Annotated in this window: 20 protein-coding genes, 2 tRNA genes and 1 pseudogene; 10 read left to right on the top strand and 13 right to left on the bottom strand. The window is 63.5% G+C overall.

Translation table 11 applies throughout. From position 1 onward, the window contains the following. Positions 1–42: 42 nt before the first annotated feature. A complete protein-coding gene (locus tag J2X54_RS17715) occupies positions 43–924 on the bottom strand; it encodes a LysR family transcriptional regulator (protein ID WP_310182340.1) in 882 nt (293 codons plus the stop codon). A 27-nt stretch (positions 925–951) separates the two neighbouring features. Beyond that, positions 952–1,572, bottom strand: coding sequence for a hemolysin III family protein (locus J2X54_RS17710; protein WP_310182339.1), 621 nt, complete (start codon positions 1,570–1,572; stop codon positions 952–954). 253 nt (positions 1,573–1,825) lie between these two features. On the opposite strand from J2X54_RS17710, the gene J2X54_RS17705 reads away from it, so the two are divergent. The 4 genes from J2X54_RS17705 (at position 1,826) to J2X54_RS17690 (ending at position 7,490) form a co-directional block, all read left to right on the top strand. Then, positions 1,826–2,215 carry a BlaI/MecI/CopY family transcriptional regulator gene (locus tag J2X54_RS17705; protein WP_310182338.1) on the top strand — a complete coding sequence of 130 codons (390 nt, stop codon included), beginning with the start codon at positions 1,826–1,828 and terminating at the stop codon, positions 2,213–2,215. Further along, the gene (locus tag J2X54_RS17700; RefSeq protein ID WP_310182337.1) at positions 2,212–4,077 is read left to right on the top strand and encodes a M23/M56 family metallopeptidase; all 1,866 of its coding nucleotides are present in this window, start codon (positions 2,212–2,214) and stop codon (positions 4,075–4,077) included. The genes J2X54_RS17705 and J2X54_RS17700 overlap by 4 nt, the downstream gene beginning before the upstream one ends. Positions 4,078–4,187: 110 nt before the next feature. Continuing rightward, on the top strand, positions 4,188–6,347 hold the full coding sequence (locus J2X54_RS17695) for a TonB-dependent receptor (protein ID WP_310182335.1): 2,160 nt from the start codon (positions 4,188–4,190) through the stop codon (positions 6,345–6,347). A 24-nt stretch (positions 6,348–6,371) separates the two neighbouring features. Continuing rightward, positions 6,372–7,490: a patatin-like phospholipase family protein gene (locus tag J2X54_RS17690; RefSeq protein WP_310182334.1), complete on the top strand. Its 1,119-nt coding sequence runs from the start codon at positions 6,372–6,374 to the stop codon at positions 7,488–7,490. A 41-nt stretch (positions 7,491–7,531) separates the two neighbouring features. On the opposite strand, the gene J2X54_RS17685 is transcribed toward J2X54_RS17690, so the two are convergent. Further along, on the bottom strand, positions 7,532–7,891 hold the full coding sequence (locus J2X54_RS17685; RefSeq protein WP_070251807.1) for a hypothetical protein: 360 nt from the start codon (positions 7,889–7,891) through the stop codon (positions 7,532–7,534). 163 nt (positions 7,892–8,054) lie between these two features. Between J2X54_RS17685 and J2X54_RS17680 the strand changes: the two genes are divergently transcribed. Then, positions 8,055–9,140: a type II asparaginase gene (locus J2X54_RS17680; RefSeq protein WP_310182333.1), complete on the top strand. Its 1,086-nt coding sequence runs from the start codon at positions 8,055–8,057 to the stop codon at positions 9,138–9,140. Between the two features lies 1 nt (position 9,141). Here J2X54_RS17680 and J2X54_RS17675 read toward each other — a convergent pair whose 3' ends face one another. Both J2X54_RS17675 and J2X54_RS17670 read right to left on the bottom strand, forming a co-directional pair. Next, positions 9,142–9,765 carry a flavin reductase family protein gene (locus J2X54_RS17675; protein WP_310182332.1) on the bottom strand — a complete coding sequence of 208 codons (624 nt, stop codon included), beginning with the start codon at positions 9,763–9,765 and terminating at the stop codon, positions 9,142–9,144. Positions 9,766–9,932: 167 nt separating this feature from the next. Next, entirely contained in the window at positions 9,933–10,523 is a 591-nt protein-coding gene (locus tag J2X54_RS17670; RefSeq protein WP_070251804.1) for an FxDxF family PEP-CTERM protein, read from the bottom strand. A 321-nt stretch (positions 10,524–10,844) separates the two neighbouring features. Here J2X54_RS17670 and J2X54_RS17665 point away from each other — a divergent pair, with 321 nt between their 5' ends. The 3 genes from J2X54_RS17665 to J2X54_RS17655 all read left to right on the top strand — a co-directional run bounded on the left by J2X54_RS17665 (position 10,845) and on the right by J2X54_RS17655 (position 14,886). Next, positions 10,845–12,791 (top strand): CocE/NonD family hydrolase, encoded by a 1,947-nt coding sequence (locus J2X54_RS17665; protein WP_310182331.1) that lies wholly within the window; start codon positions 10,845–10,847, stop codon positions 12,789–12,791. Between the two features lie 76 nt (positions 12,792–12,867). Then, on the top strand, positions 12,868–13,086 hold the full coding sequence (locus tag J2X54_RS17660; protein ID WP_310182330.1) for a hypothetical protein: 219 nt from the start codon (positions 12,868–12,870) through the stop codon (positions 13,084–13,086). Between the two features lie 144 nt (positions 13,087–13,230). Further along, positions 13,231–14,886 (top strand): methyl-accepting chemotaxis protein, encoded by a 1,656-nt coding sequence (locus J2X54_RS17655; protein WP_310182329.1) that lies wholly within the window; start codon positions 13,231–13,233, stop codon positions 14,884–14,886. Between the two features lie 147 nt (positions 14,887–15,033). On the opposite strand, the pseudogene J2X54_RS17650 reads toward J2X54_RS17655, so the two are convergent. Beyond that, a pseudogene (locus J2X54_RS17650) lies at positions 15,034–15,150 on the bottom strand (type II toxin-antitoxin system ParD family antitoxin); the annotation flags it as partial. 294 nt (positions 15,151–15,444) lie between these two features. Further along, complete coding sequence (locus J2X54_RS17645; RefSeq protein ID WP_310182328.1) at positions 15,445–15,957, bottom strand: FKBP-type peptidyl-prolyl cis-trans isomerase; 513 nt, start codon at positions 15,955–15,957, stop codon at positions 15,445–15,447. 170 nt (positions 15,958–16,127) lie between these two features. Between J2X54_RS17645 and J2X54_RS17640 the strand changes: the two genes are divergently transcribed. Next, positions 16,128–16,748 carry a hydrolase gene (locus J2X54_RS17640; RefSeq protein ID WP_310182327.1) on the top strand — a complete coding sequence of 207 codons (621 nt, stop codon included), beginning with the start codon at positions 16,128–16,130 and terminating at the stop codon, positions 16,746–16,748. Between the two features lie 189 nt (positions 16,749–16,937). After that, positions 16,938–17,444, top strand: a complete 507-nt coding sequence (locus J2X54_RS17635) for a hypothetical protein (RefSeq protein WP_310182326.1) — start codon at positions 16,938–16,940, stop codon at positions 17,442–17,444. Positions 17,445–17,619: 175 nt separating this feature from the next. Here J2X54_RS17635 and J2X54_RS17630 read toward each other — a convergent pair. The 6 genes from J2X54_RS17630 to J2X54_RS17605 form a co-directional block, all read right to left on the bottom strand. After that, positions 17,620–17,696, bottom strand: a tRNA-Arg gene (locus J2X54_RS17630). A gap of 69 nt (positions 17,697–17,765) precedes the next feature. Then, a tRNA-Pro gene (locus J2X54_RS17625) sits at positions 17,766–17,842 on the bottom strand. A 72-nt stretch (positions 17,843–17,914) separates the two neighbouring features. Next, entirely contained in the window at positions 17,915–19,270 is a 1,356-nt protein-coding gene (gene glmM, locus J2X54_RS17620; RefSeq protein ID WP_070251796.1) for a phosphoglucosamine mutase, read from the bottom strand. Between the two features lie 45 nt (positions 19,271–19,315). After that, entirely contained in the window at positions 19,316–20,155 is an 840-nt protein-coding gene (gene folP, locus J2X54_RS17615) for a dihydropteroate synthase (RefSeq protein ID WP_310182324.1), read from the bottom strand. Positions 20,156–20,233: 78 nt separating this feature from the next. Continuing rightward, entirely contained in the window at positions 20,234–22,117 is a 1,884-nt protein-coding gene (gene ftsH, locus J2X54_RS17610; RefSeq protein WP_310182322.1) for an ATP-dependent zinc metalloprotease FtsH, read from the bottom strand. Between the two features lie 211 nt (positions 22,118–22,328). Beyond that, positions 22,329–23,039, bottom strand: coding sequence for an RlmE family RNA methyltransferase (locus J2X54_RS17605; protein ID WP_310182321.1), 711 nt, complete (start codon positions 23,037–23,039; stop codon positions 22,329–22,331). Positions 23,040–23,041 lie beyond the last annotated feature (2 nt).

Here is a 23,041-nt window from a genome sequence, read left to right as displayed (position 1 = left end):
CCCGGCAGCGCACTCTGTACGCGGCCTCACACTCGATGATCGTTACAACTTTTGCTGCAAGAAATCGAGGAAGCAACCGATCCTGCGCGCCAGCTGCGTGTTGCGGTAATACACCGCGTGGATCTGCTGGCGATAACCGGTGTAGCTGTCTTCCAGCACCTTGACCAGGCGGCCGTCGGCGAGGTCGGCGCGGGTCATGAAGTCGGCCAGGCAGACGATGCCCTGCCCGGCCAGCGCCAGCTGGCGCAAGGTCTCGCCGCTGGAGGCGGACAGCGACGGCGTGATGGCCAGGCTGTTGCCGGTGGCGTGCTGCAGCGGCCAGTTGTTGCCCTGCTCGTACTGGGCAAAGCCCAGCAGCGCATGCCCGGCCAGGTCTTCCGGCGTGCGCGGCGTGCCGTGCCGCGCCAGGTAACCAGGACTGGCCAGCACGTACAGCGGGCTGGCCGACAACGCGCGCGCGTGCAGCGTGGAGTCGACCAGCGTGCCGATACGGATGGCGATGTCGGTGCGGTGTTCGATCAGGTCGGTGATCTGGTCGTTGCTGCTCAATTCGAGGCGGATCTCCGGGTACAGGGCGCGAAACTCCGCCACGTGCGGCACCACGCAATGGAGCATGAACGGCGACGCCGCGTCCACGCACAGGCGGCCGGCCGGCTGCTGGCGACGGATGCGGATGGTTTCTTCGGCTTCTTCCATGGCGCCCAGGATGGCGCGCGCGCGTTCGAGGAACAACTGGCCCTCTTCGGTCAATTCCATGCGCCGCGTGGTGCGGGTAAGCAGCGACGTGGCCAGCTTGTCTTCGAGCCGCGACAACGCGCGGCTCACGCCCGACGTGGTCTGGCCCAGGTGCACCGAGGCGGCGCTGAGGGTGCCGCTGTCGATCACGGTGATGAAGGTTTTCAGATCGTCCGAATTAATGTCCACTTGGTCCTACTCTACTTGATTGGTGTTTCACGCCACGTACAGCAGCACGGCAGCGAAGTGACAGGCGCTCCCGCCCAGCACAAACAGGTGCCACACGCCATGGCCATAGCGCCATTTATGGTCGGTCACGAAAAAAGCGATGCCCACCGTATAAACCAGACCGCCACCGGCGATCCACAGGAAACCATCCCAGCCCAGCGCGTCGACCAGCGGACTGGCGCCGATCACTCCCACCCAGCCCATGGCCACGTAAATCACCAGCGACAGGATGCGCTTGCCCTTGGCGTATAACAGTTCCTGCACGATGCCCACCAGCGCCAGCCCCCACACCACGCCGAACAGCGACCAGCCCCAGGCGATCCCGCGCAGGCTCACCAGCGTGAACGGCGTATAGGTGCCGGCAATGAGCAGGTAGATGGCGCAATAATCCATCTTCCGCAACACGTCCTTGGCCCGCCCGCGCAGGCTGTGATACAGCGTGGAGACCAGGTACAGCCCGAACAGGGTGGCGGCAAAGATGCTGAAGCTGACTACTTTCCAGGGGTCGCCGCTGCGCGCCGCCAGCACGATCAGAAAAATGCCGCCCGCCGCTGCCAGGGCCGCGCCCACCGTGTGGGTAATACTGTTGAAGCGCTCACCGTAATACATAGGACTTCCGATACATGGGGCTTCCGATGCAAGTAAAGCGGACCATTGTATAGCGCATTGCCGCAACCGGCTGAACGTGATCACCCACGCAACTACTTAGCAAAAACTTAATGGTATCACAGAAAGAATTTATTCAAAGCAATGTTACAAAATGCGGCAATTGATGCTTGACGGTGGCATTAACAATTAGCGGGTTGACGGCAGCGCGACATCTGTCGCACAATAACCCTATTCGTCGCAAACAGGAACCGCCATGTCCAATCCCATTCCCTCGGTCAGCGAACTGACCCTGCTCAAGGCGCTGTGGAAGCAGCAGCCGCTGAGCGCCCGCGAAATCCACGACGCCGCCGCCGACGAACTGGCGTGGTCGTTCTCCTCCACGCGCAAAACACTCGACCGCATGCTCGACAAGGAGATGATCGCGGTGCAAGTCATGCATGGCGTCAACGTGTACAGCCCCCGGCTCGACAAGGTGGGCACGCTGGCCGCGTTCGCCCACGACTTCGGCCGCCGCGTGATGGAACTGGACGCGCCGCTGCCGGTGGCGATGTTCACCGGCAGCAAGTTGGTGGACAGCCAGGAGCTGTCCCGGCTCGAACAAATGCTCAACGACTGGCCCGACGACGAAGCGGAGCAGCCATGACCGCAGCGACCATGGCGATGCCCACGCTGCTGCTGTGGCAATGGCTGCTGGCCTGCCTGGGCTGCGTGCTGGCCGGGCTGCTGGTACACGGGCTGCTGCACCTGGCGGCGCGCGCCTGGCCGGCGCTGCGCGGCCAGCGCCCGGTATGGCTGGCGGCCCAGGCGGTGGTGGCTGGCGTGGCGCTGCTGCCCTTGCTGCTGCCACTGCTGCCGGCGCTCGACCGCATGACGGTGGCGCCGACGCTGACGATTGCGGTGCCTTCGCCGCTGCCGTTGGCGCTGCCATCGCCATCGCCATCGCTTTCAGCAGCCGGCCGTGCCGAGACCATGCCAGCGGCGCCCGTTGCGACCGCAGGCGCCGCCGTTGTCGCTGGGGCTGAAGCAGGCATCAACGTCGACCGCATTCCCGCTATCGCCACGACCGGTGCTGCCGGTGCCGCAGCGACGGCAACCGGCGGCGTCGATGTCACAGTGCCGGCGACCGCCAGCGTCGATACCATCTCGGCCACCGGCACCGCAGCATCGCTGCTGGCATGGGCGCCGCTGCTGTGGGCCGTCATTTACCTGGCCGGCCTGGCGTATGCCGTGCTGCGGCTGGCGCGCGCCTGGCTGCTGTGGCGCGGCCTGCTGGCCGGAGCGCAGCGCCTGTCGCGGCCGGCGCTGGGCGCCCACGGCGGCTTCGATGCGCGCCAGCTGTACGAGATCGCCCGCCACCACGTGACGGTACTGGAAACCGCTGCGGCAGTCTCGCCGATGCTGCTGGGTGCGTGGCGGCCGGTACTGCTGCTGCCGCGCCACCTGCGTGACTTCCCGGTGCACGAACAGCAGCTGATCATCGCCCACGAGTTGCAGCACCGGCGCGCGCGCGACCCGTTGTGGCTGGGCCTGTCGGCACTGGTGCAGACGCTGTTGTGGTTCAATCCGGCGCCGCGCTGGTTCGGCGCGCGCCTGGCCTGGGCGGTGGAACTGGCGTGCGACCGCCGCGTGCTGGCCGGCCGCCCGGCGCAGCAGCGCAAGCAGTACGCCTGCGCCCTGCTGGCCCAGTGGCGCGTGCAGCTGATGGCGCCGCCAGCGACCGCCCTCGCCTTCGGCGCCGCCGATGCCGCGTCGGCCGGCGAGCGCATCGAACAACTGCGCCAGGCGCGGCCGCCAGCGCTGCCCGTGGCAGGCGCCCTGACTGTGGCGACCGTGTTGATCGGCGTGCTGGCAGCGGGCGCGGTGTTGCAACCGGCACTGGCGACAGCGACCGTGCCGGTGGCAGCAACGGCCGCACCGGCCACGCCATCCCCGACGTCGGCCACAGCGCCAACGCTGTCCAACACTTCGAACCCGTCGAACCCGTCGAACCCGGCCAGCCAGCGTACCGAAGCACCGGCAATCCCGATCGCCTGGCAATACCCGCTGGACAAGATGCGCGTCTCGGGCTTTTTCGGCGTGATGCGCAATGTTTCGCCGCGCCCCAGCGTGGGCCTGGACCTGCCCGCGCCGGTCGGCACGCCGGTACGCGCCGCCGCTGCCGGCATTGTCCTCGCCGCCGGCAAGCTGGACGAGAACAATGGCCGCTATGGCACTACCGTCGTCATCACCAGCGCCGACAGCAGCAGCGCCACCGGCTCCACCGAGGCCCTCTACGCCCACCTGGATACCACGGCGGTGCAACCGGGCTCGCACGTGGTGGCGGGCCAGGTGATCGGCACGGTCGGCCTGACCGGCTTTACCACCGGCCCGCACCTGCACTTCCAGCTGCGCCAGAACGGCGTGGCCATCGATCCGGCCACCATGCTCACTGGCCTCGACCGCGGCCTCGACCGATACGCCACCAGGCACGCGCTCAGCGTGCGGCGCCAGCAGCTGGGCTACTAACCCGATCTGATATCCACCACAATCCGCCACCCTGACCGGTGGCGGACCGGCCCACTGTCGCCCGCGTTTTGATCATCCGCCGGCTTCGTGTTCACCTCACAGGAACCACCATGTCACTCCCGATTCTTGCAGCCAGCATGCTGCTGGCCGCGCCATCCGTATCCGCCACCGAAGCACCGCAGCCAGCGCAGCCGGTGCAACAGGTAGAAGTCAAAAGCGCCCGCGCCGACCTGCGCCAGCGCGAAACCACCACCGCCATCATCGTCACCCACGACGAGCTGGTGCGCCAGGGCGACCAGACCCTGGCCGACGCCCTCAAGCGCCTGCCCGGCATCAGCATCTCCGGCGTGCCCGGCCAGGGCGGCGAGATCAGCATGCGCGGCCTGGGCAAGGGCTATACCCAGATCATGCTCAACGGCGAACCGGTGCCGACCGGTTTTTCACTCGACACGGTGGCGCCGGAGATGATCGAGCGGGTGGAGATCCTGCGCAGCGCCACCGCTGCCTCGATCAACCAGGCGGTCGCCGGCAGCATCAACATCATCCTGAAAAAAGCGGCCACGCGCGGCCAGCGGTCGCTGGCCGCCAGCGTCACCCGCCGCGGCGGCACCACGTCGCCCACGCTGACCGCGCAATTGTCGGACCAGGTGGAGCGCCTGTCGTACAGCGTGGCCGCCACGCTGTCGCGCCAGCGCACCGAGGAGGCGATTGCCGACGACGAGACGCTGACCGACGCTGCCGGCGCGCTCACGCTGCGGCGCCACACCCCGCAACCGAAGTCCACCCGCAACGACACCCTGACCCTGACACCGCGCGTGAGCTGGGCGCTGGGTGGCGGCGATACGCTGACCTGGCAGGGCTTTGCCAACCTGCGCCACTTCGATGTGCGCAACCGCGCCGACGAGCAAACGCTGGTGGGCGAGCCCAGCGAATTCCCGCGTTTTGTGTCGGACTACCACGCCCGCATCTCCATGCTGCGCAGCGACCTGCAATGGAACCGCAATCTCGCCAACGGCGACAAGCTCGAAACCAGGCTGGGCGCCAACAGCAACCGCCGCAGCACCGGCTACGACTTTTACGGCATGACCGCCAGCGGCGCGCCCGCCATCCACCGCCACGTCGATGCCGGCCCCACCGAAACCGGCGTCACCTTTACCGGCACCTGGCGCCACCCGGTTGGCGCCGGTCACGCACTGGCCTTTGGCTGGGACGCCAGCCGGTCGCGCCGCGACGAAGACCGCAGCGAAACCATTTTCAATGCCACCGGCGTACAGACGGACGCCACCAACGCCGACTACAGCGCGGTGGTCAAGCGCCTGGCGCTGTTCGCGCAGGACGAGTGGGAAATATCGAAACAGTTTTCGCTGTACGCGGGGCTGCGCCACGAACGCCTGCAAACGGCCAGCCGCGCGCTCGCTGCCAATGCGCCCGACGCGCTGGACGTCACGTCGGCCGTGTGGAGCCCGTCGCTGCAGGCGCGCTACGCGCTGCCGAACAAGGACGTGCTGCGCCTGGCGCTGGCGCGCACCTACAAGGCGCCGGCGCTGGTCAAGCTGGTGCCGCGCCGGTACACCATCGACAATAACAACAGCCCCACCAATCCCGACGAACAGGGCAACCCGCAACTGCGCCCGGAACTGGCCTGGGGACTGGACGCCGCTTACGAACACTACCTGGGCGACGGTGCCATCGCCAGCGTCAGCGTCTACTGGCGGCGCATCCGCGATGTGACGCAAACGCTGTTGTTCCAGCAGGCCGGGGTGTGGGTGACGACGCCGTTCAACAACGGCAATGCCAGCGTGCACGGCATCGAGCTGGAAGCGAAGTTGCCGCTGCGCCGCCTGCTGGGCCAGGCAGCGCCGGCGCTGGACCTGCGCGCCAACCTGGCGCGCAACTGGTCGCGGGTGGAACGCGTGGCAGGGCCCGACAATACGCTGGAAGAACAGGTGCCGGTCACCGCCAACCTGGGCGCGGACTACAAGCTGCCCGGCACCGCCTGGACCGTCGGCGGCGATTTTACCTACAAGGGCGGCTTCACTACGCGGCAGTCGGCGCAGCTACGCACAGGTAGCTCGCCCGGCCGCCAGCTGGACCTGTACGCGCTATGGAAGTTCGATGCCAAAACCCAGCTGCGGGTGGCGGGATCGAACCTGCTGCACCAGCAGGCGCGCGAATGGCAGCAGTACCAGGACACCGGCACCCGCGCGCGCGACACCTTTACCGAGACCCGCGCTGCCGTGCGGGTGATGGTGGAGCACCAGTTCCGCTAGCCGTGCTGTGGTATGGTTTCGCCCATGACCACAGCACCTATTTCTCCAGTCCACAATGATCGACCGTACCAGCGCTGCATGATCATGGGCGGCGGCGGTTTCCGCTTCGGCATCTACATCGGCATGTATGCGGCGCTGCGCGAGGCGGGCAAGGCGCCCGACGTGATCGTGGCCAGCTGCGGCGGCGCGATTGCCGCCGCCATCATCCACAATTTGCCGGAACCGCAGGCACAGCGCGAGTGGCTGTCGTCGCGCGCCATGTACGATTTCTGGTGCGGCCTCAAGTCCACCCGCCACGCAGCGCTGCTGGCCACGCTGGCGCGGGCGGCGCGGCGCACGCTGTCGTCGGCACGGGCGCCGGTGATCCCGGACCTGTTCGGCGACTTCCTGTTCGACATCCCGTCGCAGCTGCCCTTCCCTGCCGCCACCGGCACGCCGGAAGTGGACGTGGCGATCATCGGCGGCAAGCTGCTGTTCGATGCCAACGAGGTGGGACGGCCGCGCGGCCAGCGCAAGCTGTTTGCCGAAACCGTGTTTTGCGGCGAGCGCGCCGCTGCCGCCCTGCACGGCATGACCTCGCCGCTGGCCGACCCACGCTGGGGCGAGCACGCGGTGGCGCCAGAGCTGCTGATCGACAGCGGCGTACCGATCACCGAGGCCGCGCGTATCTCGATCGCCGACATGATCTACTTCCGCTGCCGCCAGTACCAGGGCGCCGAATACATCGGCGGGGTGCTCGACCTGTTCCCGGTCGAAATCGCGCGCCAGCTGGGCACCGAAGTGGTGATGGAATTCAAGGAGGCGTTCGACCAGGTGTTTTCGATCCCGGCCTGGCGCTCGGTGCTGGGCTTGAACGGCAATGCACGGCTGCGCTACGCCAATACATTCCTGGCCGATCTGCGCATCGATTCGTCCGATATCTCGAAGGCGCTGGCGCGCCAGCAGTTGCAGCAAAAGCTGCACTGGAGCCGCAACCGCATCGAGCTGGCGATGCCGCCCACGTACGACATCTTCGTGCAGCACGCGCGCGACCAGTGGCAATACGGCTACGACCGCGCGAAGGAAGCGCTGGCGCATCCGGTCGGGCGGCACCCGGACGTGCGGCGCGCCACGCGTTACAGCCGGCGGTTTGCCGACCTGTAATCTGGCGACTGCAATCTGGCGCCTGTAATCTAATGGCGCGGCTATTTACACATCTCGCGCCACGATTCCTCGAATTCATCGTGCGGCATATCCTGCGCCAGCATGGTCAGCTCGCGCGCCACGGAGATGTAGCGCTGGTAGCCCAGGTAGGCGCCGAACGCATCCTTGGCATTGACCTCGCCGCACGGCGCGCCGCCCTTGCCGATGAACTGGTTGCGAAACTGCGCCGACGCCGGCTCGCGGATTTTCTCCCTGACGTATTTCTCGCCCATGGAAATGATGACGCTCGCTTCGCGCTGCTTTTTTTGCGCACGCGTTTCGCCGCAGCCAACCATGGCCAGCATGGCGGCCATCGCCAGCAGCCCGGCGCCACGCCAGCGCAAGGTGTGTGAAAAAGTCATGTGTTTTCTCATCTTGTGTACCCTGGGACCGATTTTAATCGACCTGCCCGGCCCTTGGTACTCTCCCAGTTGACCTGTAACGCGCCAGCCTCCCGCATTGTTGACAGCCTGCGATTTTGTTAAACTGGTCAGCTTTACATTACAACAATCGGAGACCGACCGCATGTCACACAACCTTCCCGACCGTCTGGTACGTACCGTCCAAACCCTGCTGGCCTGCACCATATTGCTGGGCAGTTATGCGGGGGCGGCGGAAAAGCTGGCCCACGTGACCATCCTGGCCACCGGCGGCACCATCGCCGGCAGCGGCGCCAGTTCCACCACCACGGTCGGTTACACCGCTGCCACGGTCGGTGTCGATACCCTGATCAAGGCCGTGCCGGAACTGTCGAAGGTGGCGCAGGTGAAGGGCGAGCAGGTGTTCCAGATCGCCAGCGAAAACATGACCAACGAACACTGGCTCACGCTGGCCAAGCGCGTCAATACGCTGCTGGCGCAGCCGGACGTCGATGGCATCGTCATCACCCATGGCACCGACACGCTGGAAGAAACCGCCTATTTCCTCGACCTGACGGTCAAGAGCAAGAAGCCGGTGGTGGTGGTGGGCGCAATGCGGCCCGGTACGGCGCTGTCGGCCGACGGCCCGATCAACCTGTACAACGCGGTGCTGCTGGCCGCCAGCAAGGAAGCAGTCGGCAAAGGCGTGCTGGTGGCGCTGAACGACCAGATCCACAGCGCGCGCGATGTCAGCAAGACCAACACCTCCACGCCGGACAGCTTCAAGACGCCGGAACTGGGCCTGCTCGGCTACATCCAGGGCAGCAAGCCGTATTTTTACCGCGCCTCCACCCGCAAGCACACCGCTGACACCGAGTTCGATGTCAGCCGCCTGGCATCATTGCCACAGGTCGATATCGTCTATGGTTACGCCAACGTCGGTCCGGTGGCGCTCAATGCGCTGGTGGCGGCGGGCGCCAAGGGCATCATCCACGCCGGCGTCGGTGACGGCAGCCTGGCAGCGACCGTCAAAACCGCGCTGGTGGCCGCGCGCAAGCAGGGCGTGGTGATCGTGCGCGCCAGCCGCGTAGGCCAGGGCATCCTGGCGCGCAACGGCGAAGCCAACGACGACGAACTCGATTTCGTGGCGGCCGACACGCTGAGTGCGCAAAAGGCGCGCATCCTGCTGATGCTGGCGCTGACCAGGACCAGCGACACCAAGGCGATCCAGCAGATGTTCTACACCTACTGATTCATGGGTAGTCCGGCCGCCGCATCTGGAACAGGTTGGCGGCCGTGATCTCGAAGTAATCGGCCGGACCGCCGGCGCGCAAGATGGTTTGCGAGCCGGCCGTGTCGTAAATGCCATCGCGCAGCAGTTCGTGCGCGATGTGTACTCCCACCACCTCCCCCATCACCAGCCAGGTATCGGTGACGTCGCCGGCTGCGCCCTGCAGGCGGATGATCTGGCTGCACTTGCATTCGAAGGCGACCGGGCTGGCCGCCACGCGCGGCACGCCGACGATGCGCGACGGCGCCGTGGCCAGGCCGGCCAGGGCAAACTCGTCCACCTCTGGCGGCGCCGGTGCGCAGCTGGCGTTCATGGACTCGGCCAGCGGGCGCGTGGCCAGGTTCCAGACAAACTCTCCGGTTTCCTCGATATTGCGCAGCGTGTCCTTGCGGCCGATGCTGGCAAAGCCGATCAGCGGCGGGGTGTAATTGAAGGCGTTGAAAAAACTGTACGGCGCCAGGTTGCGCACGCCGGCAGCCGATTGCGAGGCGATCCAGCCGATGGGGCGCGGTCCGACAATGGCATTGAAGGGGTCGTGCGGCAGGCCATGGCCTTGCGCGGGCTGGTAAAAATAGCGGTCGTCCATGATGCTCCGGGAGTGACGGCGCCGGGCGGCGCCACGGCGTATTCTGGCACAGGCCGCCAGGCGTGCGTATTCGTACGTATCGTACGTATTCGTACGTATTTGTACGTATACGACTGCGGGGCGGGCACTTGCGCGCCCGCCCCGCAGCAACTCAAACCCAGCTCAGCTTACGCTTGCTTGGCAGCCTTGCGGCGACGTGCGACCACGCCCAGCAGGCCCAGGCCGGCGATCATCATCGCGTAGGTTTCGGCTTCTGGCACTGGCGCCATGGCCAGGTTGACGTTCGACGAATACGAACCGCCGCCAGCGCCTTGTACCAGGCCGTTGACCGACAGGTAGTAGCTGCCGGCGCTCAAACCGTTGGCGCTGAATTTCCAGTAGTCTTCGGTGCCCGCGCCCGAACCGAGCACGTTGGTGCCGGCGTAGGTCGAGATGACGGCCTGGGTGACTGGATCGTATTTCACCAGGCTGAAGCCGTTGATTACCAGATCCTGGATCGGGTTGGTGCTCAGGAAGGTCGAGCTCAGGGTGCCGGCAGCGTTGTAGTTGCCGTTCAGGGTGAAGGTGAAACGGTCGTTGAACACGTCGGAAGTCTGACCGGCGGTAAAGGTGTTACCGACCACGGTCTGGAAACCACCGGCGTTGTTGCTGACCAGAACAGCCTGCTCGGTATCCCCAATGTTCGCGGCGAAGGCCGACGAGGTCATTGCGCTGGCGCCCATGATCATCGATGCGATCAGGATATTTTTAAGTTTCATAGTCATTCCGTAGAGAGAGATTGTTAGTTGCAAATCCGGTGACGCAGCACCGGTAGCTGGACAATATAGAGTTGTAGCGGAGTCAACTGTTCGCTAACTAACACAATGATCAATATTGCAAACTAGTTGTCTCGATAGACACATTTACACAAAACCGCTGTTGTTAACAGATTCTGTGGATAAGCCTGTTAACAAGCCAGCCGACCGCCGACCAAGTATTTGTTTTTAAATGGAAATTTTGCTGTGCGCAAAATTAACGCAGCGAAAGTTATCCACTGCCCTTACACTAGGCAAGTTTGCTGATCAGACCACAGGAAGACCATGACCCACCGCCTCCATTCCCTCGCCCTTTCCTTGATGCTGGGCTTTGCCTTGATACCGGCCCACGCCGCCGATGGGCCGGCCGCCTCCACCGCTACCAGCGTGCGCGAGCAATACACCAAGTATGAATACCGCATCCCGATGCGCGACGGTACCCGCCTGTTTACGGCCGTGTACGTGCCCAAGGACGCCAGCCAGCGCTACCCGTTCCTGATGGAACGCACGCCATACAGCGCCGGCGTGCATGCCGACGATGAACTCCATTACGGCGTCGATTTCTATCCGACGCGGCTGGGGCCGTCGCCGGAGTTCCAGCGCAGCGGCTATATCTTCGTCCAGCAGGATGTACGCGGCCGTTATATGTCGGAAGGCAAATGGCAGGAAATGACGCCGCACGTCAATCCGCGCCGCGCCAAGGGCGAAGGCAACGAGAGCGAAGACATGCACGACACCGTCGAGTGGCTGCTGAAAAACGTCCCCAACAACAATGGCAAGGTCGGCATCCTCGGCATTTCGTACCCCGGCTTTTACACCTCGGCCAGCATCATCGACTCGCACCCGGCCATCAAGGCCGCCTCGCCGCAGGCGCCGGTGACCGACCTGTTCATGAACGACGACTCCTACCATGGCGGCGCCTTCATGCTGGCGGCCAATTTCGACTTTTACGCGGCGTTTGTCGAAGCGCAGAATCCAACGCCGCTGCCCAAGAGCTGGACCAACTTCGACTACGGCACGCCCGACGGCTACCAGTTCTTCCTGTCGCACCTGACGCTGTCGAATATCACCGACACCATGACCGCCGCCCAGCGCGCCTTGCTGATGCCGACGATCGCCAATTCGACTTATAACGACTTCTGGAAAACCCGCGCCATCGCGCCGCACCTGAAAAACATCAAGGCCGCCGTGCTGACCGTGGGCGGCTGGTACGACGCCGAAGACCTGCAGGGGCCGCTTACCACCTACCATGCCATCAAGCGCAACAATCCAGGGATATACAGCGGGCTGGTGATGGGACCATGGTCGCACGGCGGCTGGCGCCGCTACGACGGCCAGAGCCTGGGCAGCGTGCAGTTCGGCGCCAAGACCGGCGAATATTTCCGTAAAAACATCGAGTTCCCGTTCTTCGAACAGCATCTGAAAGGCGTGTCCAGCTCGAAACTGGCCGAAGTGCACGCCTTCGAGACCGGCAGCAACGTCTGGCGCGAGTACCCGGCGTGGCCACCCAAGCAAGCCCAGGCGCGCACCCTGTACCTGGGCGCCAACGGCACGCTGGCATGGCAGCAGCCGGCCGCCGGCGGGGGCGACGGTTACGACGAGTACGTGGCCGATCCACGCAAGCCAGTGCCGTACACCGGCTATCCGGCCATCGGCGTGCCCAAGGAATACATGGTGGGCGACCAGCGCTTTGCCGCGAGCCGGACCGACGTGCTGACCTACCGCAGCGAGCCGCTGGAAGAAGACGTGACCCTGAGCGGCCCGGTAAAACCGCGCCTGTTCGTCTCCACCACCGGCACCGATGCCGACTGGGTGGTGAAACTGATCGACGTCTATCCCGACGATTATCCATCGGCCGACAAGCCCGATAGTCCACGCAGCGACGTTGCCAAGCCAGCCATTCCGATGGCCGGCTACCAGCAACTGGTGCGCGGCGATCCGCTGCGCGGCAAGTTCCGCAACAGCTTCGAGAAGCCGGAACCGTTCACCCCTGGCAAGGTCGAGCCGGTCAATTTCACCATGGCCGACGTCAACCACACGTTCCGCCGTGGCCACCGCATCATGGTGCAGATCCAGAGCTCGTGGTTCCCGCTGGTGGATTTGAACCCGCAGACGTTTGTCGATATTCCCAAGGCCAAGCCCGAGGATTTCAAGAAGGCGACCCAGCGCGTGTACCACGCACCGTCCATGTTTTCGGGCATCGAAGTGCAGGTGATGCCGGGCACGCGCTAGGGATGTGTGCAGGCGGGCCGAGTGAACTTGGTCCACGAGGGGCAGTCCAACAAGTTCAGCCACCCGGAGGTTCGCCATGCTCACCGATAAAACCGAGTTCGATCAAATCAATGACAGGTTGAGTGTGGTGGAGGCCGACGTGGCGGTGATCAAGTCTAATTATGCAACCAAGGAGGACATCGCAAAGCTGGAAACCAAGATTGTTAAAATGGAAAATACCCTGCTCAAGTGGTTTATCGGCACCGCCATCGCCCTCACGGCGGCGGTATTTGCCATCGCCCGCTACCTGCAGTAAATCGCCCCTCCACGAGAACAACAAATTATTGCCAATAGGAAATCTCTATTACGTTTATTTAATCTGTAAACTTAACAGGGTTGGCTTTAGGCAATATGATAGCGGCATCAGCGCAACTATCGTCGCTGCCACTCAAGGAATACCATGGAAAACAATCACACCGGCCTCGGCGTCGCGGCCCGCCTGCGCATCGGCTTCGGCATCGTCCTGGCCATGATGCTGGCCTTGACCGCCCTGGGCGTCGTCAAGGTCAACGCCATCGACAGCAGTCTGCAGCACATCAGCGAGGTCAATAACGTCAAGCAGCGCTATGCAATCAACTTCCGTGGCAGCGTGCACGACCGCGCCATCGCCCTGCGCGACGTCACCCTGGTGGCCGATGCAGACGTGGCCGGCGTGGTCGCCCTGATCGACAAGCTCGATGGCGATTACCAGCAGTCGGCACGGCCGATGGACGCCCTGATGTCGCAGGCGAAAGCCAAGGTGATGCCAGAAGAGCGCGCGTGGCTCGACAAGATCAAGCAGAACGAAGCACGCACCATGCCGCTGGTGAAAAAGATTATCGAAGCACGCCGCGCCGGCGACGTCGACGGCGCGCGCGATATGATGCTGCGCCAGGCCAAGCCGGCCTTCATCGAGTGGCTGGCCAGCATCAACGGCTTTATCGACCAGGAAGAAAAAATGACCGAGGCCGAATCGGCCCTGGCGCGCCACGGCGCCCACAACTTCCAGTCGCTGGCCCTGCTGGCCGTGGCGATCGCGCTGGTAGTTGGCGCGGTGGTGGCGTGGCGCGTCTCGCACTACCTGCTGCGCGCGCTGGGCGCCGAGCCGGTACAGGTGAAAGCGCTGGCGAATGCCGTCGACCGTGGCGAGCTGTACCACCAAGTCACGCTGCGCGATGGCGACCGCGACAGCATCATGGCGGTGCTGGTCAAGATGAGCGGCAACCTGCGCGCCACCGTCACCGAGGTGCATGACGCAGCCCAGGCAGTATCGAGCATCAGCAGCCAGATTTCGGCAGGCAACCAGGACTTGTCGAGCCGCACCGAGGACCAGGCCAGCTCGCTGGAAGAAACCGCGTCGGCAATGGAAGAGCTGACAGCCACCGTCAAGCAGAATTCCGACAGCGCCCGCAACGCCAGCAAGCTGGCGCGCGAAGCCTCCGGCGTGGCCAGCCAGGGCGGCGAGATCGTCGGCCAGGTGGTGCAGACCATGAACGCCATCGACGCGTCGTCGCGCAAGATCGAAGAGATCATCAGCGTCATCGACGGCATCGCCTTCCAGACCAATATCCTGGCCCTGAACGCGGCCGTGGAAGCGGCCCGGGCCGGCGAACAGGGTCGCGGCTTTGCCGTGGTCGCCACCGAGGTGCGCAACCTGGCCCAGCGCAGCTCCACCGCCGCGCGCGAAGTCAAGACCCTGATCGACGAGTCGGTCGAACGCATCCACACCGGCACCGAGCTGGCCGAACACGCGGGCAGCACCATGCAAGACATCGTCAACAGTGTCAAGCGCGTGTCCGACATGGTCGAATCGATCGCCAGCGCCAGCGAAGAGCAGCGCGTGGGCATCGAGGAAGTCAACCGCGCCATCACCCAGATGGACCAGGTGACGCAGCAGAATGCCGCGCTGGTGGAAGAAGCGGTGGGCACGGTCGATATCCTGCAAGAGCAGGCAGTGCAATTGAACCAGGCGGTGGGCGTGTTCAAGACCGAACCGGGCGCGGCAATGGCTGCGGCGCCGGCCCGCAAGGCTGCACGCACGGCGCAAGCACAGCGCCTGCTGGCCACCACGGCATGACGCTGCCGGCGCGGTTGCCGGTGCGGCGGCAAAACCCGGAGCCGGTGCGGTTGCGGGCCTTGCAGCAGCTGGGTGTGCTCAATACCAATACTCGAAGTTCGCATCATCAACCGCGAATGCAATAAAGGCATTCTTTTTGTAGACGGAAAGCGCGCTATGGATCACTTCGCTTTCCGTGCCATATTCGCCGGTTGCCACTTTGGCCTGGACCGCATCCGCCAACTCCAAAGGGAGGGTAATGCTTAATTGTCGTGTAGTAGTCATGGATGCAGCACTGAAAGAAGATTGAGTATCTCTCTATCTTGCTCCGGTATGCGATCAATGGTCGCCGGAATACGCGGCATTACCTGCCAAAACCCGACCTAAGTCAGCGAGGCCTGATGACCGGCCTGCCCCGCCGATTCACCGCCAGCGATTCCACCGAAGCTTAAATCAAGCTCGACCAGGATATGCACGCACGCAGGAGACTTGAAATCTCCCGCGAACATTTGACCTCATCGCGGAGGAACGCTCAGTCCATCTGGATGTCGGCGCAAGACTCGACTGGCTAGTTCTGCATTACTTCACGTCGAGCAGTTCGACGTCGAAGATCAGGTTGGAGTTCGGTGGAATCGGACCCACGCCGCGCTCGCCGTAGCCATAGCTGGCCGGTACGATCAGGGTCCGCTTGCCGCCCACTTTCATGCCTTGTACGCCTTCGTCCCAGCCCTTGATGACCTGGCCGCCACCGAGCGGGAAGCTGAACGGTTCGCGGCCGACCGACGAGTCGAACTTGTCGCCGTGGCGGTCCGGGGCGGCAGGCACGAACAGCCAGCCGGTATAGTGGACCACGGCGGTGGCGCCGGCCACGGCTTCCTTGCCGGTGCCGACGACGGTGTCGATCTTTTGCAGTTCGGTGGCGGCGACCGGGGCGGCGGCGGGTGCCGAAGTTGGCACTTCAGCGGTCGGCGCGGCAACTGGCGTCGAGGCGGCGGCCGGGGTGTCGGCGGCAGGTGGAGTTTTCTCTTTGTTGCAGGCGGTCAAGGCGAGCGTGAGGGTCAAACCGAGGATGGCGGTGGACAGCAGTTTCATGAGTGGTCTTTCGTGATGGTTGTCAGCCGCCGCAGCATACAGCGCCGCACGCCTTCTGCCAATCTGAAATGATACCAAGGAGGGAACGGCGTCCTCCCACATCGCGGGTTATGCTGGCGGGAGGACATGCCTACAATCGGAAGCTCTCCCCCCTCCTGCGAAAGCACACCATGCAAGACTTACTCACTCCCGACAACTGCGCACTGGTCCTGCTCGACCAGCAAGCCGGCCTGCAATTTGCCGTGCAATCGATGGACCGCCAGACCCTGCTCAACAATTCCGTGGCCCTGCTCGAAGCGGCGCTGGCGTTCTCGCTGCCGATCGTTGCCAGCACCTCGGCCAGCAAGGTCTACAGCGGCCCCCTGCTGCCCGACTTGCACGCCCTGATTCCCGACCACCCGGTACTGGAACGCCGCAACATGAACGCCTGGGAAGACCCGGCGGTGCAAGCGGCCATCGTCGCCACCGGCCGCAAGAAACTGATCTTCTCCGGCATGCTGACCGAGGCGTGCATCAGCTTTGCCGTGCTCAGCGCCATCGAAGCGGGCTACGAATGCTACGTCGCCGGCGACGCCTGCGGTGGCCTCACCGAAGTGGGCCACAACCTGGCGCTGCAACGCATGACCGCCAAGGGCGCGCAACCGACCAGCTGGCTGCAAGTGCTGCTGGAACTGCAACGCGACTGGACCCGCCACGACACCTACGATGCAGCGCGCGCGGTGGTGGAGAAAAATGGCGGTGGTTACGGCGTGGGACTGCGGTATGCCAAGCAGATGTTGACGCCGCAATAGTCGACCGCACGCTTGCGCGACGGTGGTCAACCATGAAAGCAATCCAATGGTAAGAGCCCGCTTTTCGCTTGTGTACCAGGTTTAGGCGACGCTGAATGTCCGTAAAATGCAATGTAGTCGGCCAAATCGGTCGACTACAAGGCAACTACATTCAGAATCCTCGCCATGAAAACTTTTTTAGCGCTCGTCATGACAGCCCTGCCCCTCGCTGCCGTCGCTGCGCCTACGCAAGTGCTGGGCATTCCTTTCAATGGCAAGCTGGCGGCTGCACCTGCCATCTGCCCGCTCAACAACGAGAAGGCTGGGCAGATTTGCTGGCGGGCCAGTCCGCGCAGCGATGAGAGCGGCGGGCGCTGGGGCAGTGTTCACTTGCCGGATCCCGATTCCCGCCCGCTCTGGGCAGCGCGCGGCTGGTACGAGATGGCGGTAAAAAAGGACCTGACCGTCACGCGCATCAAAGTGCTGGCCGAAGGTACCGAGCGCGAAACGATATTCCAGTCGATCTCGGCCCGCTTCGGCGCGCCCGTGAGCGACGATGGCCGCACTGCGCGTTGGGAGCACCGCGACGCCATCGTGCAAATGCTTTGTGCGGCGCCCACCAAGTGCTGGGCCACTTTTACTGTGCCTGTAACCGATACCGCTGCACAAGAGAAGCGCCTGGCGCAGCACCAGAAGCCTCGGCCAGTCACGCCTTGAATGTCTTGAGGCCGTAGCGACGGCGCAGCGCCGGCCGTAACACCGCAGCCATCTGCAACGGCGCTGACCGCTTGTCTGGGCGTGTGGGAGTCGCCGTGCGATTCACGTGAGCGCGAGACTGTGTGAACCCAGGCGACAGTCGATGCGCGGGCTCTTGCGGGTACTTTGATAAGGTTGGCCTGCCCAGCAGGAATCGAACCTGCGACCCTCAGCTTAGAAGGCTGATGCTCTATCCAACTGAGCTATGGGCAGTTTTTGTACAGCGAGAATTCGCCGCAGAAATGAAAAACGGGTTGTCTAGGACAACCCGTTTAGTGTTTTTGGTCGGAGTACAAGGATTCGAACCTTGGACCCCCTGGTCCCAAACCAGGTGCGCTACCGGGCTGCGCTACACTCCGAAGACAGCATTCTAATCCTCCGGGGCGTCGGCGTCAATGGACGCCCCGAAGTATCTTGCAAAATCGAACTAATCAGGCGGCCAGCTTGACGTCGATCTTGTCGGCGATGCGCTGGGCCATCGACCTGGCGTGGTCGGCGTTGCGCGCTTCCACCATCACGCGGATCAGCGGCTCGGTGCCGGAGGCGCGGATCAGCACGCGCCCGGTGTCGCCCAGTTCGCGCTCGACCTGTTCTTTTTCGGCCACCATGGCGGCGTTCGCGGTCCAGTCGAAGCCGGGCGTGACGCGTACGTTGATCAGGGTTTGCGGGAACAGCACCAGCTCGGCGGTCGCCTCTTCCAGCGAGCGGCCGGCGCGCTTGAGCGCGGACAGCACTTGCAGCGCCGAGATGATGCCGTCACCGGTGGTGTGCTTGTCGATGCACAGCAGGTGGCCCGAGCCTTCGCCGCCCAGCAGCCAGCCCTTCTCCTGCATCACTTCCAGCACGTAGCGGTCGCCCACCTTGGCGCGCGCAAAACCCACGCCCTTTTGCTTGATCGCCACTTCCACCGCCATATTGGTCATCAGGGTGCCGACGGCGCCGGCCACCGGGCCGGTGGCCAGGCGGTCGATCACCATCAGGTACAGCAGCTCGTCGCCGTTGTAGAGGCGGCCGTTGGCGTCGCACATGATCAGGCGGTCGGCGTCGCCGTCGAGGGCGATGCCGAGATCGGCGCCGTGGGCGCGCACGGCGGCAGCCATCGCTTCGGGCGCGGTGGCGCCGTGGGCCTTGTTGATGTTGAAGCCGTCCGGCTTGTTGCCGATGGCGATCACTTCCGCGCCCAGTTCATGGAAAACGTGCGGGGCGATGTTGTAGGCGGCGCCGTGGGCGCAATCGACCACCACCTTCAGGCCGCGAAGGTCGAGCTCGTTAGGGAAGGTGCTCTTGCAAAATTCGATGTAGCGGCCCTGGGCGTCGTCCAGGCGCTTGGCGCGGCCCAGTTTTTCCGGCGCCACGCAGTCCATCGGATGCGCGAGCGCCGCTTCGATTTCCAGTTCGACCGCGTCGGGCAGCTTGGTTCCCTGGTCGGAGAAGAACTTGATGCCGTTGTCCTGGAACGGATTGTGCGACGCCGAGATCACCACGCCGGCCGACAGGCGCAGCGCGCGCGTCAGGTAGGCAATCGCCGGCGTCGGCATCGGGCCGGCCAGCATCACGTCCACGCCGGCCGCTGCCAGGCCCGCCTGCAGCGCGGCTTCGAGCATGTAGCCGGAGATGCGCGTGTCCTTGCCGATCAGTACGGTAGGACGCTTGCTGACGGTGCCGCTGGCTTTACCAGCGAGCACCTTGCCGGCCGCGTAGCCGAGACGCATGACGAAGTCAGGCGTGATGGGCGAGACGCCCACCAGGCCACGGATACCATCGGTGCCGAAATATTGTCGTGCCATGTCTGTGCTCTTTCTTTGTCTGTTATTTCTTATGTCTTATGTCTTTTATTGTGCCGCTTGCCATACCCTGAGCGCGTCCACCGTGTCGGCCACGTCGTGCACGCGCACGATGATGGCGCCTTGCGCCACCGCCGCCAGGGCGCCGCCCACGCTGCCAGCCGCGCGCCGCTCCACCGGCTTGCCGGTGACCGCGCCGATCATCGATTTGCGCGACAGGCCCGCCAGCAGCGGCATGCCAGTCTCGTCGATCAGGCGGCCAGTCGCCTTGAGCAAGGCGTAATTATGCTCCACCGTCTTGCCGAAGCCAAAACCCGGATCGATGCATAATCGACGCGGATCAATCCCGGCGCCGAGCAAGGCGTCGATTCGTTCGCGCAGGAAGGCGATCACTTCGGCCACCACGTCGCCGTAGCTCGGTGCGAGCTGCATGTGTTGCGGATCGGACTGCATGTGCATGATACACAGCGCGCAGTCGCTGTCGCGCACCGCATCGATGGCGCCCGGTTCACGGAAACCGTTTATATCGTTAATCATATCGACGCCGGCAATAATCGCTTCGCGCATCACCTGCGGCTTGTAGGTATCGACCGAGATGGCGGGTCCGAGGTCGCGCAGCGCGTACACCACCGGCATCACGCGCTGCAACTCATCTTCCAGCGATACCGGCGGCGAGCCGGGCCGGGTGGATTCGCCACCGATGTCGATGATATCGACGCCCTCTTCGATCATGGCCTCGGCATGGCCCAGCGCAAACTCGAGCGCCTGGTAATTGCCGCCGTCGGAAAAGGAATCGGGGGTGACGTTGAGGATGCCCATCACGCGCGGGCGCCGCGCTGCGCCCTGCAGCGGGTAATTGAAACGGCCAAACTGGAATGTGGATCGCATGTGCAAAAAAATAAACGCAGTAAAGAAAAAGGGCGAGGATCGCTCCTCACCCTTGGGTGCTCTATGCCTGCCGCAGGCTTACGCTGGTGCGGTCACGGTCGGCGAGACGCCGGAGCCGCCATCGCTCGGTGGATGCTTGCGGATGGTCACGCCTGGTTTAGGCGGACGCGGCTCGAGACCGGCCATGATGTCGTTGATCTGGTCTGCATCGATGGTTTCCCAGTCGAGCAGCGCCTTGGTCATGACTTCGACTTTTTCGCGGTTGTCTTCCAGCAGTTGACGCGCCAGCGCGTATTGCTGGTCGAGGATGTTGCGGATTTCCGCATCGACCTTTTGCTGGGTGGCTTCCGAGATGGTCTTGTTGCTGCCACCCATGAAGCCGTCGTTCTGCTCGTCCTCGTACACCATCACGCCCAGCGAATCGGACATACCGAACTTGGTCACCATCGAGCGGGCCAGCTTGGTGGCGCGCTGGAAGTCGTTCGAGGCGCCGGTGGACATCTGGCCGACGAAGATCTCTTCCGCGATACGGCCGCCGAACAGGATGGAAATTTCTTCCAGCATCTTGTCCTTGTAGCCCGAGATGCGGTCGTGTTCCGGCAGCTGCCAGGTCAGGCCCAGGGCCCAGCCGCGCGGCATGATGGTCACTTTGTGGACCGGATCGGCCTTCGGCAGCAGCTTGGCTACAACAGCGTGACCGGACTCGTGGTAGGCGGTATTGCGACGCTCTTCCTCGCGGATCACCATCGACTTGCGCTCAGGACCCATGAAGATCTTGTCTTTCGCATCTTCGAAGTCGGCCATATCGACCAGGCGCTTGGCGCGGCGGGCAGCAAACAGCGCAGCCTCGTTGACCAGGTTGGCCAGGTCGGCGCCCGAGAAGCCAGGGGTGCCACGGGCCAGGATGTCAGCCTTGACGTCGGTGCCGATAGGCACTTTACGCATGTGGACGTTGAGGATCTGTTCGCGACCACGGATGTCCGGCAAACCGACCGACACCTGACGGTCGAAACGACCCGGACGCAGCAGCGCCTTGTCGAGCACGTCGGCACGGTTGGTGGCGGCAATCACGATCACGCCCGATTGCGCTTCGAAACCGTCCATCTCCACCAGCAACTGGTTGAGGGTCTGTTCGCGTTCGTCGTTACCGCCGCCCATGCCGGCGCCACGGTGACGGCCGACTGCGTCGATCTCGTCGATGAAGATGATGCACGGCGAGTGCTTCTTGGCGTTCTCGAACATGTCGCGGACACGCGATGCACCCACGCCGACAAACATTTCAACGAAGTCCGAACCAGAGATCGAGAAGAACGGCACCTTGGCTTCGCCGGCAATCGCACGGGCCAGCAGGGTTTTACCGGTGCCCGGAGGACCGACCATCAGCACGCCGCGTGGAATACGGCCGCCCAGTTTCTGGAATTTGCTTGGATCGCGCAGGAAATCGACGATTTCGCTCACTTCTTCCTTGGCTTCGTCGCAACCGGCAACGTCGGCAAAGGTCACCGAGTTATTGCTGTCGTCCAGCATGCGCGCCTTCGATTTGCCGAAGGAGAACGCGCCGCCCTTGCCGCCGCCCTGCATTTGACGCATGAAGAAAATCCACACGCCGATCAACAGCAGCATCGGGAACCACGAGACGAAGATTTGCTGCAGGAAACCTGGCTCTTCCGGCGGACGGATGTCGAACTTGACGCCGTTGTCGCGCAGGTCGCCGATCAGGCCGCGGTCGAGGATGGAAGCGGTGGTGCGCACCTTGGTGTCGTCGCTCTTGACGGCGGTGATGCTGGTGCCCTCAATGACGACTTCCTTGATGTTCTTGGCTTTTACTGCGTCGAGCAGTTCGGAGTATGGAATAGGTCGGGCGCCAGCTGCAACGCCATGGCTATCGAACTGCTTGTACAGCATGAGCAGGAGCAGTACGACGACTACCCAAATGGCTGACTTGGAAAACATGTTATTCACGAAAACTCCTTGGATGCAGGGCGCATCTCTTAACCTATAGCTAGAAACCCGATTTTACTCGCAATAAGCAGGCGGTGCCAGAAGCCCACTCCTCTGCCGGGCGCGAACCCGGCGCAAGCACACATTATTTGATCAAAATTAGCGCTCGATCAAGATAAAAATGCCTCACCTTGGCCAATATGCGGCCTGCAGCACGAATATCAAGGGTAAATCAGTCAACTTCAGGGCGAATCGGCGCGAAATCGTCGAGTTCGTACGGTACTGCGGACGCCATGCTGTCGGTCGGGTTTTTCAGGCCACGTCCGAGCAGGAAAATTTCGGATGATTTGTCGCGGCTGGCCTTGGGTTTTTTCTGTGTCACGGTTTTGAATTCCTTGCGGAATTTCAGCACGATGTCGTTAAAACCCATGTCTTTAAAACATTTGACCAGCAAGGCGCCCGAAGGTTTCATGTGGGCCTGCGAAAATTCGATGGCCAGGTCGATCAGGTGCTCCATGCGCGCAGCGTCGCTGTCGGCGATGCCCGACAGGTTGGGCGCCATGTCGGAGAGCACCAGGTCCACTTTCTGGCCTTGCAGCACTTCCTCCATTTTTTGCAACACTTCCGGTTCGCGGAAATCGCCCTGGATGAAGTGGAAGTCAGCCACCGGCGCCATCGGCAGGATGTCGAGGCCGATCAGGGTGCCGTTGACGCCGCCGCCATCCTTGCCGGCGAGCTTGCGGCGCATGTACTGCGCCCAGCTGCCGGGGGTGCAGCCGAGGTCGACGATGACCTGTCCCGGCTTGATCAGTTTTTCTTCCTCGTCGATCTCTTTCAGCTTGAAAGCCGCACGGGCGCGATAGCCCTCCTTCTGGGCCAATTTCACGTACGGATCATTAATGTGGTCGTGAATCCAGTTTTTGTTTAATTTGTTCTTTGCCATTC

The organism is Duganella sp. 3397 (assembly GCF_031456625.1).
GTDB classification, from domain to species: domain Bacteria; phylum Pseudomonadota; class Gammaproteobacteria; order Burkholderiales; family Burkholderiaceae_D; genus Rugamonas; species Rugamonas phyllosphaerae.
Note: the sequence above shows the minus strand (reverse complement) of the source record. Positions and strands in the feature narration are given on the sequence as shown.

Bases quoted from the DNA above. Each gene is read 5' to 3' on its own strand.
- J2X54_RS17710 (WP_310182339.1), bottom strand. From the start codon at position 1,572: ATGTATTACGGTGAGCGCTTCAACAGTATTACCCACACGGTGGGCGCG.
- J2X54_RS17705 (WP_310182338.1), top strand. From the start codon at position 1,826: ATGTCCAATCCCATTCCCTCGGTCAGCGAACTGACCCTGCTCAAGGCG.
- J2X54_RS17700 (WP_310182337.1), top strand. From the start codon at position 2,212: ATGACCGCAGCGACCATGGCGATGCCCACGCTGCTGCTGTGGCAATGG.
- J2X54_RS17695 (WP_310182335.1), top strand. From the start codon at position 4,188: ATGTCACTCCCGATTCTTGCAGCCAGCATGCTGCTGGCCGCGCCATCC.
- J2X54_RS17690 (WP_310182334.1), top strand. From the start codon at position 6,372: ATGACCACAGCACCTATTTCTCCAGTCCACAATGATCGACCGTACCAG.
- J2X54_RS17685 (WP_070251807.1), bottom strand. From the start codon at position 7,891: ATGACTTTTTCACACACCTTGCGCTGGCGTGGCGCCGGGCTGCTGGCG.
- J2X54_RS17680 (WP_310182333.1), top strand. From the start codon at position 8,055: ATGTCACACAACCTTCCCGACCGTCTGGTACGTACCGTCCAAACCCTG.
- J2X54_RS17675 (WP_310182332.1), bottom strand. From the start codon at position 9,765: ATGGACGACCGCTATTTTTACCAGCCCGCGCAAGGCCATGGCCTGCCG.
- J2X54_RS17670 (WP_070251804.1), bottom strand. From the start codon at position 10,523: ATGAAACTTAAAAATATCCTGATCGCATCGATGATCATGGGCGCCAGC.
- J2X54_RS17665 (WP_310182331.1), top strand. From the start codon at position 10,845: ATGACCCACCGCCTCCATTCCCTCGCCCTTTCCTTGATGCTGGGCTTT.
- J2X54_RS17660 (WP_310182330.1), top strand. From the start codon at position 12,868: ATGCTCACCGATAAAACCGAGTTCGATCAAATCAATGACAGGTTGAGT.
- J2X54_RS17655 (WP_310182329.1), top strand. From the start codon at position 13,231: ATGGAAAACAATCACACCGGCCTCGGCGTCGCGGCCCGCCTGCGCATC.
- J2X54_RS17645 (WP_310182328.1), bottom strand. From the start codon at position 15,957: ATGAAACTGCTGTCCACCGCCATCCTCGGTTTGACCCTCACGCTCGCC.
- J2X54_RS17640 (WP_310182327.1), top strand. From the start codon at position 16,128: ATGCAAGACTTACTCACTCCCGACAACTGCGCACTGGTCCTGCTCGAC.
- J2X54_RS17635 (WP_310182326.1), top strand. From the start codon at position 16,938: ATGACAGCCCTGCCCCTCGCTGCCGTCGCTGCGCCTACGCAAGTGCTG.
- glmM (WP_070251796.1), bottom strand. From the start codon at position 19,270: ATGGCACGACAATATTTCGGCACCGATGGTATCCGTGGCCTGGTGGGC.
- folP (WP_310182324.1), bottom strand. From the start codon at position 20,155: ATGCGATCCACATTCCAGTTTGGCCGTTTCAATTACCCGCTGCAGGGC.
- J2X54_RS17605 (WP_310182321.1), bottom strand. From the start codon at position 23,039: ATGGCAAAGAACAAATTAAACAAAAACTGGATTCACGACCACATTAAT.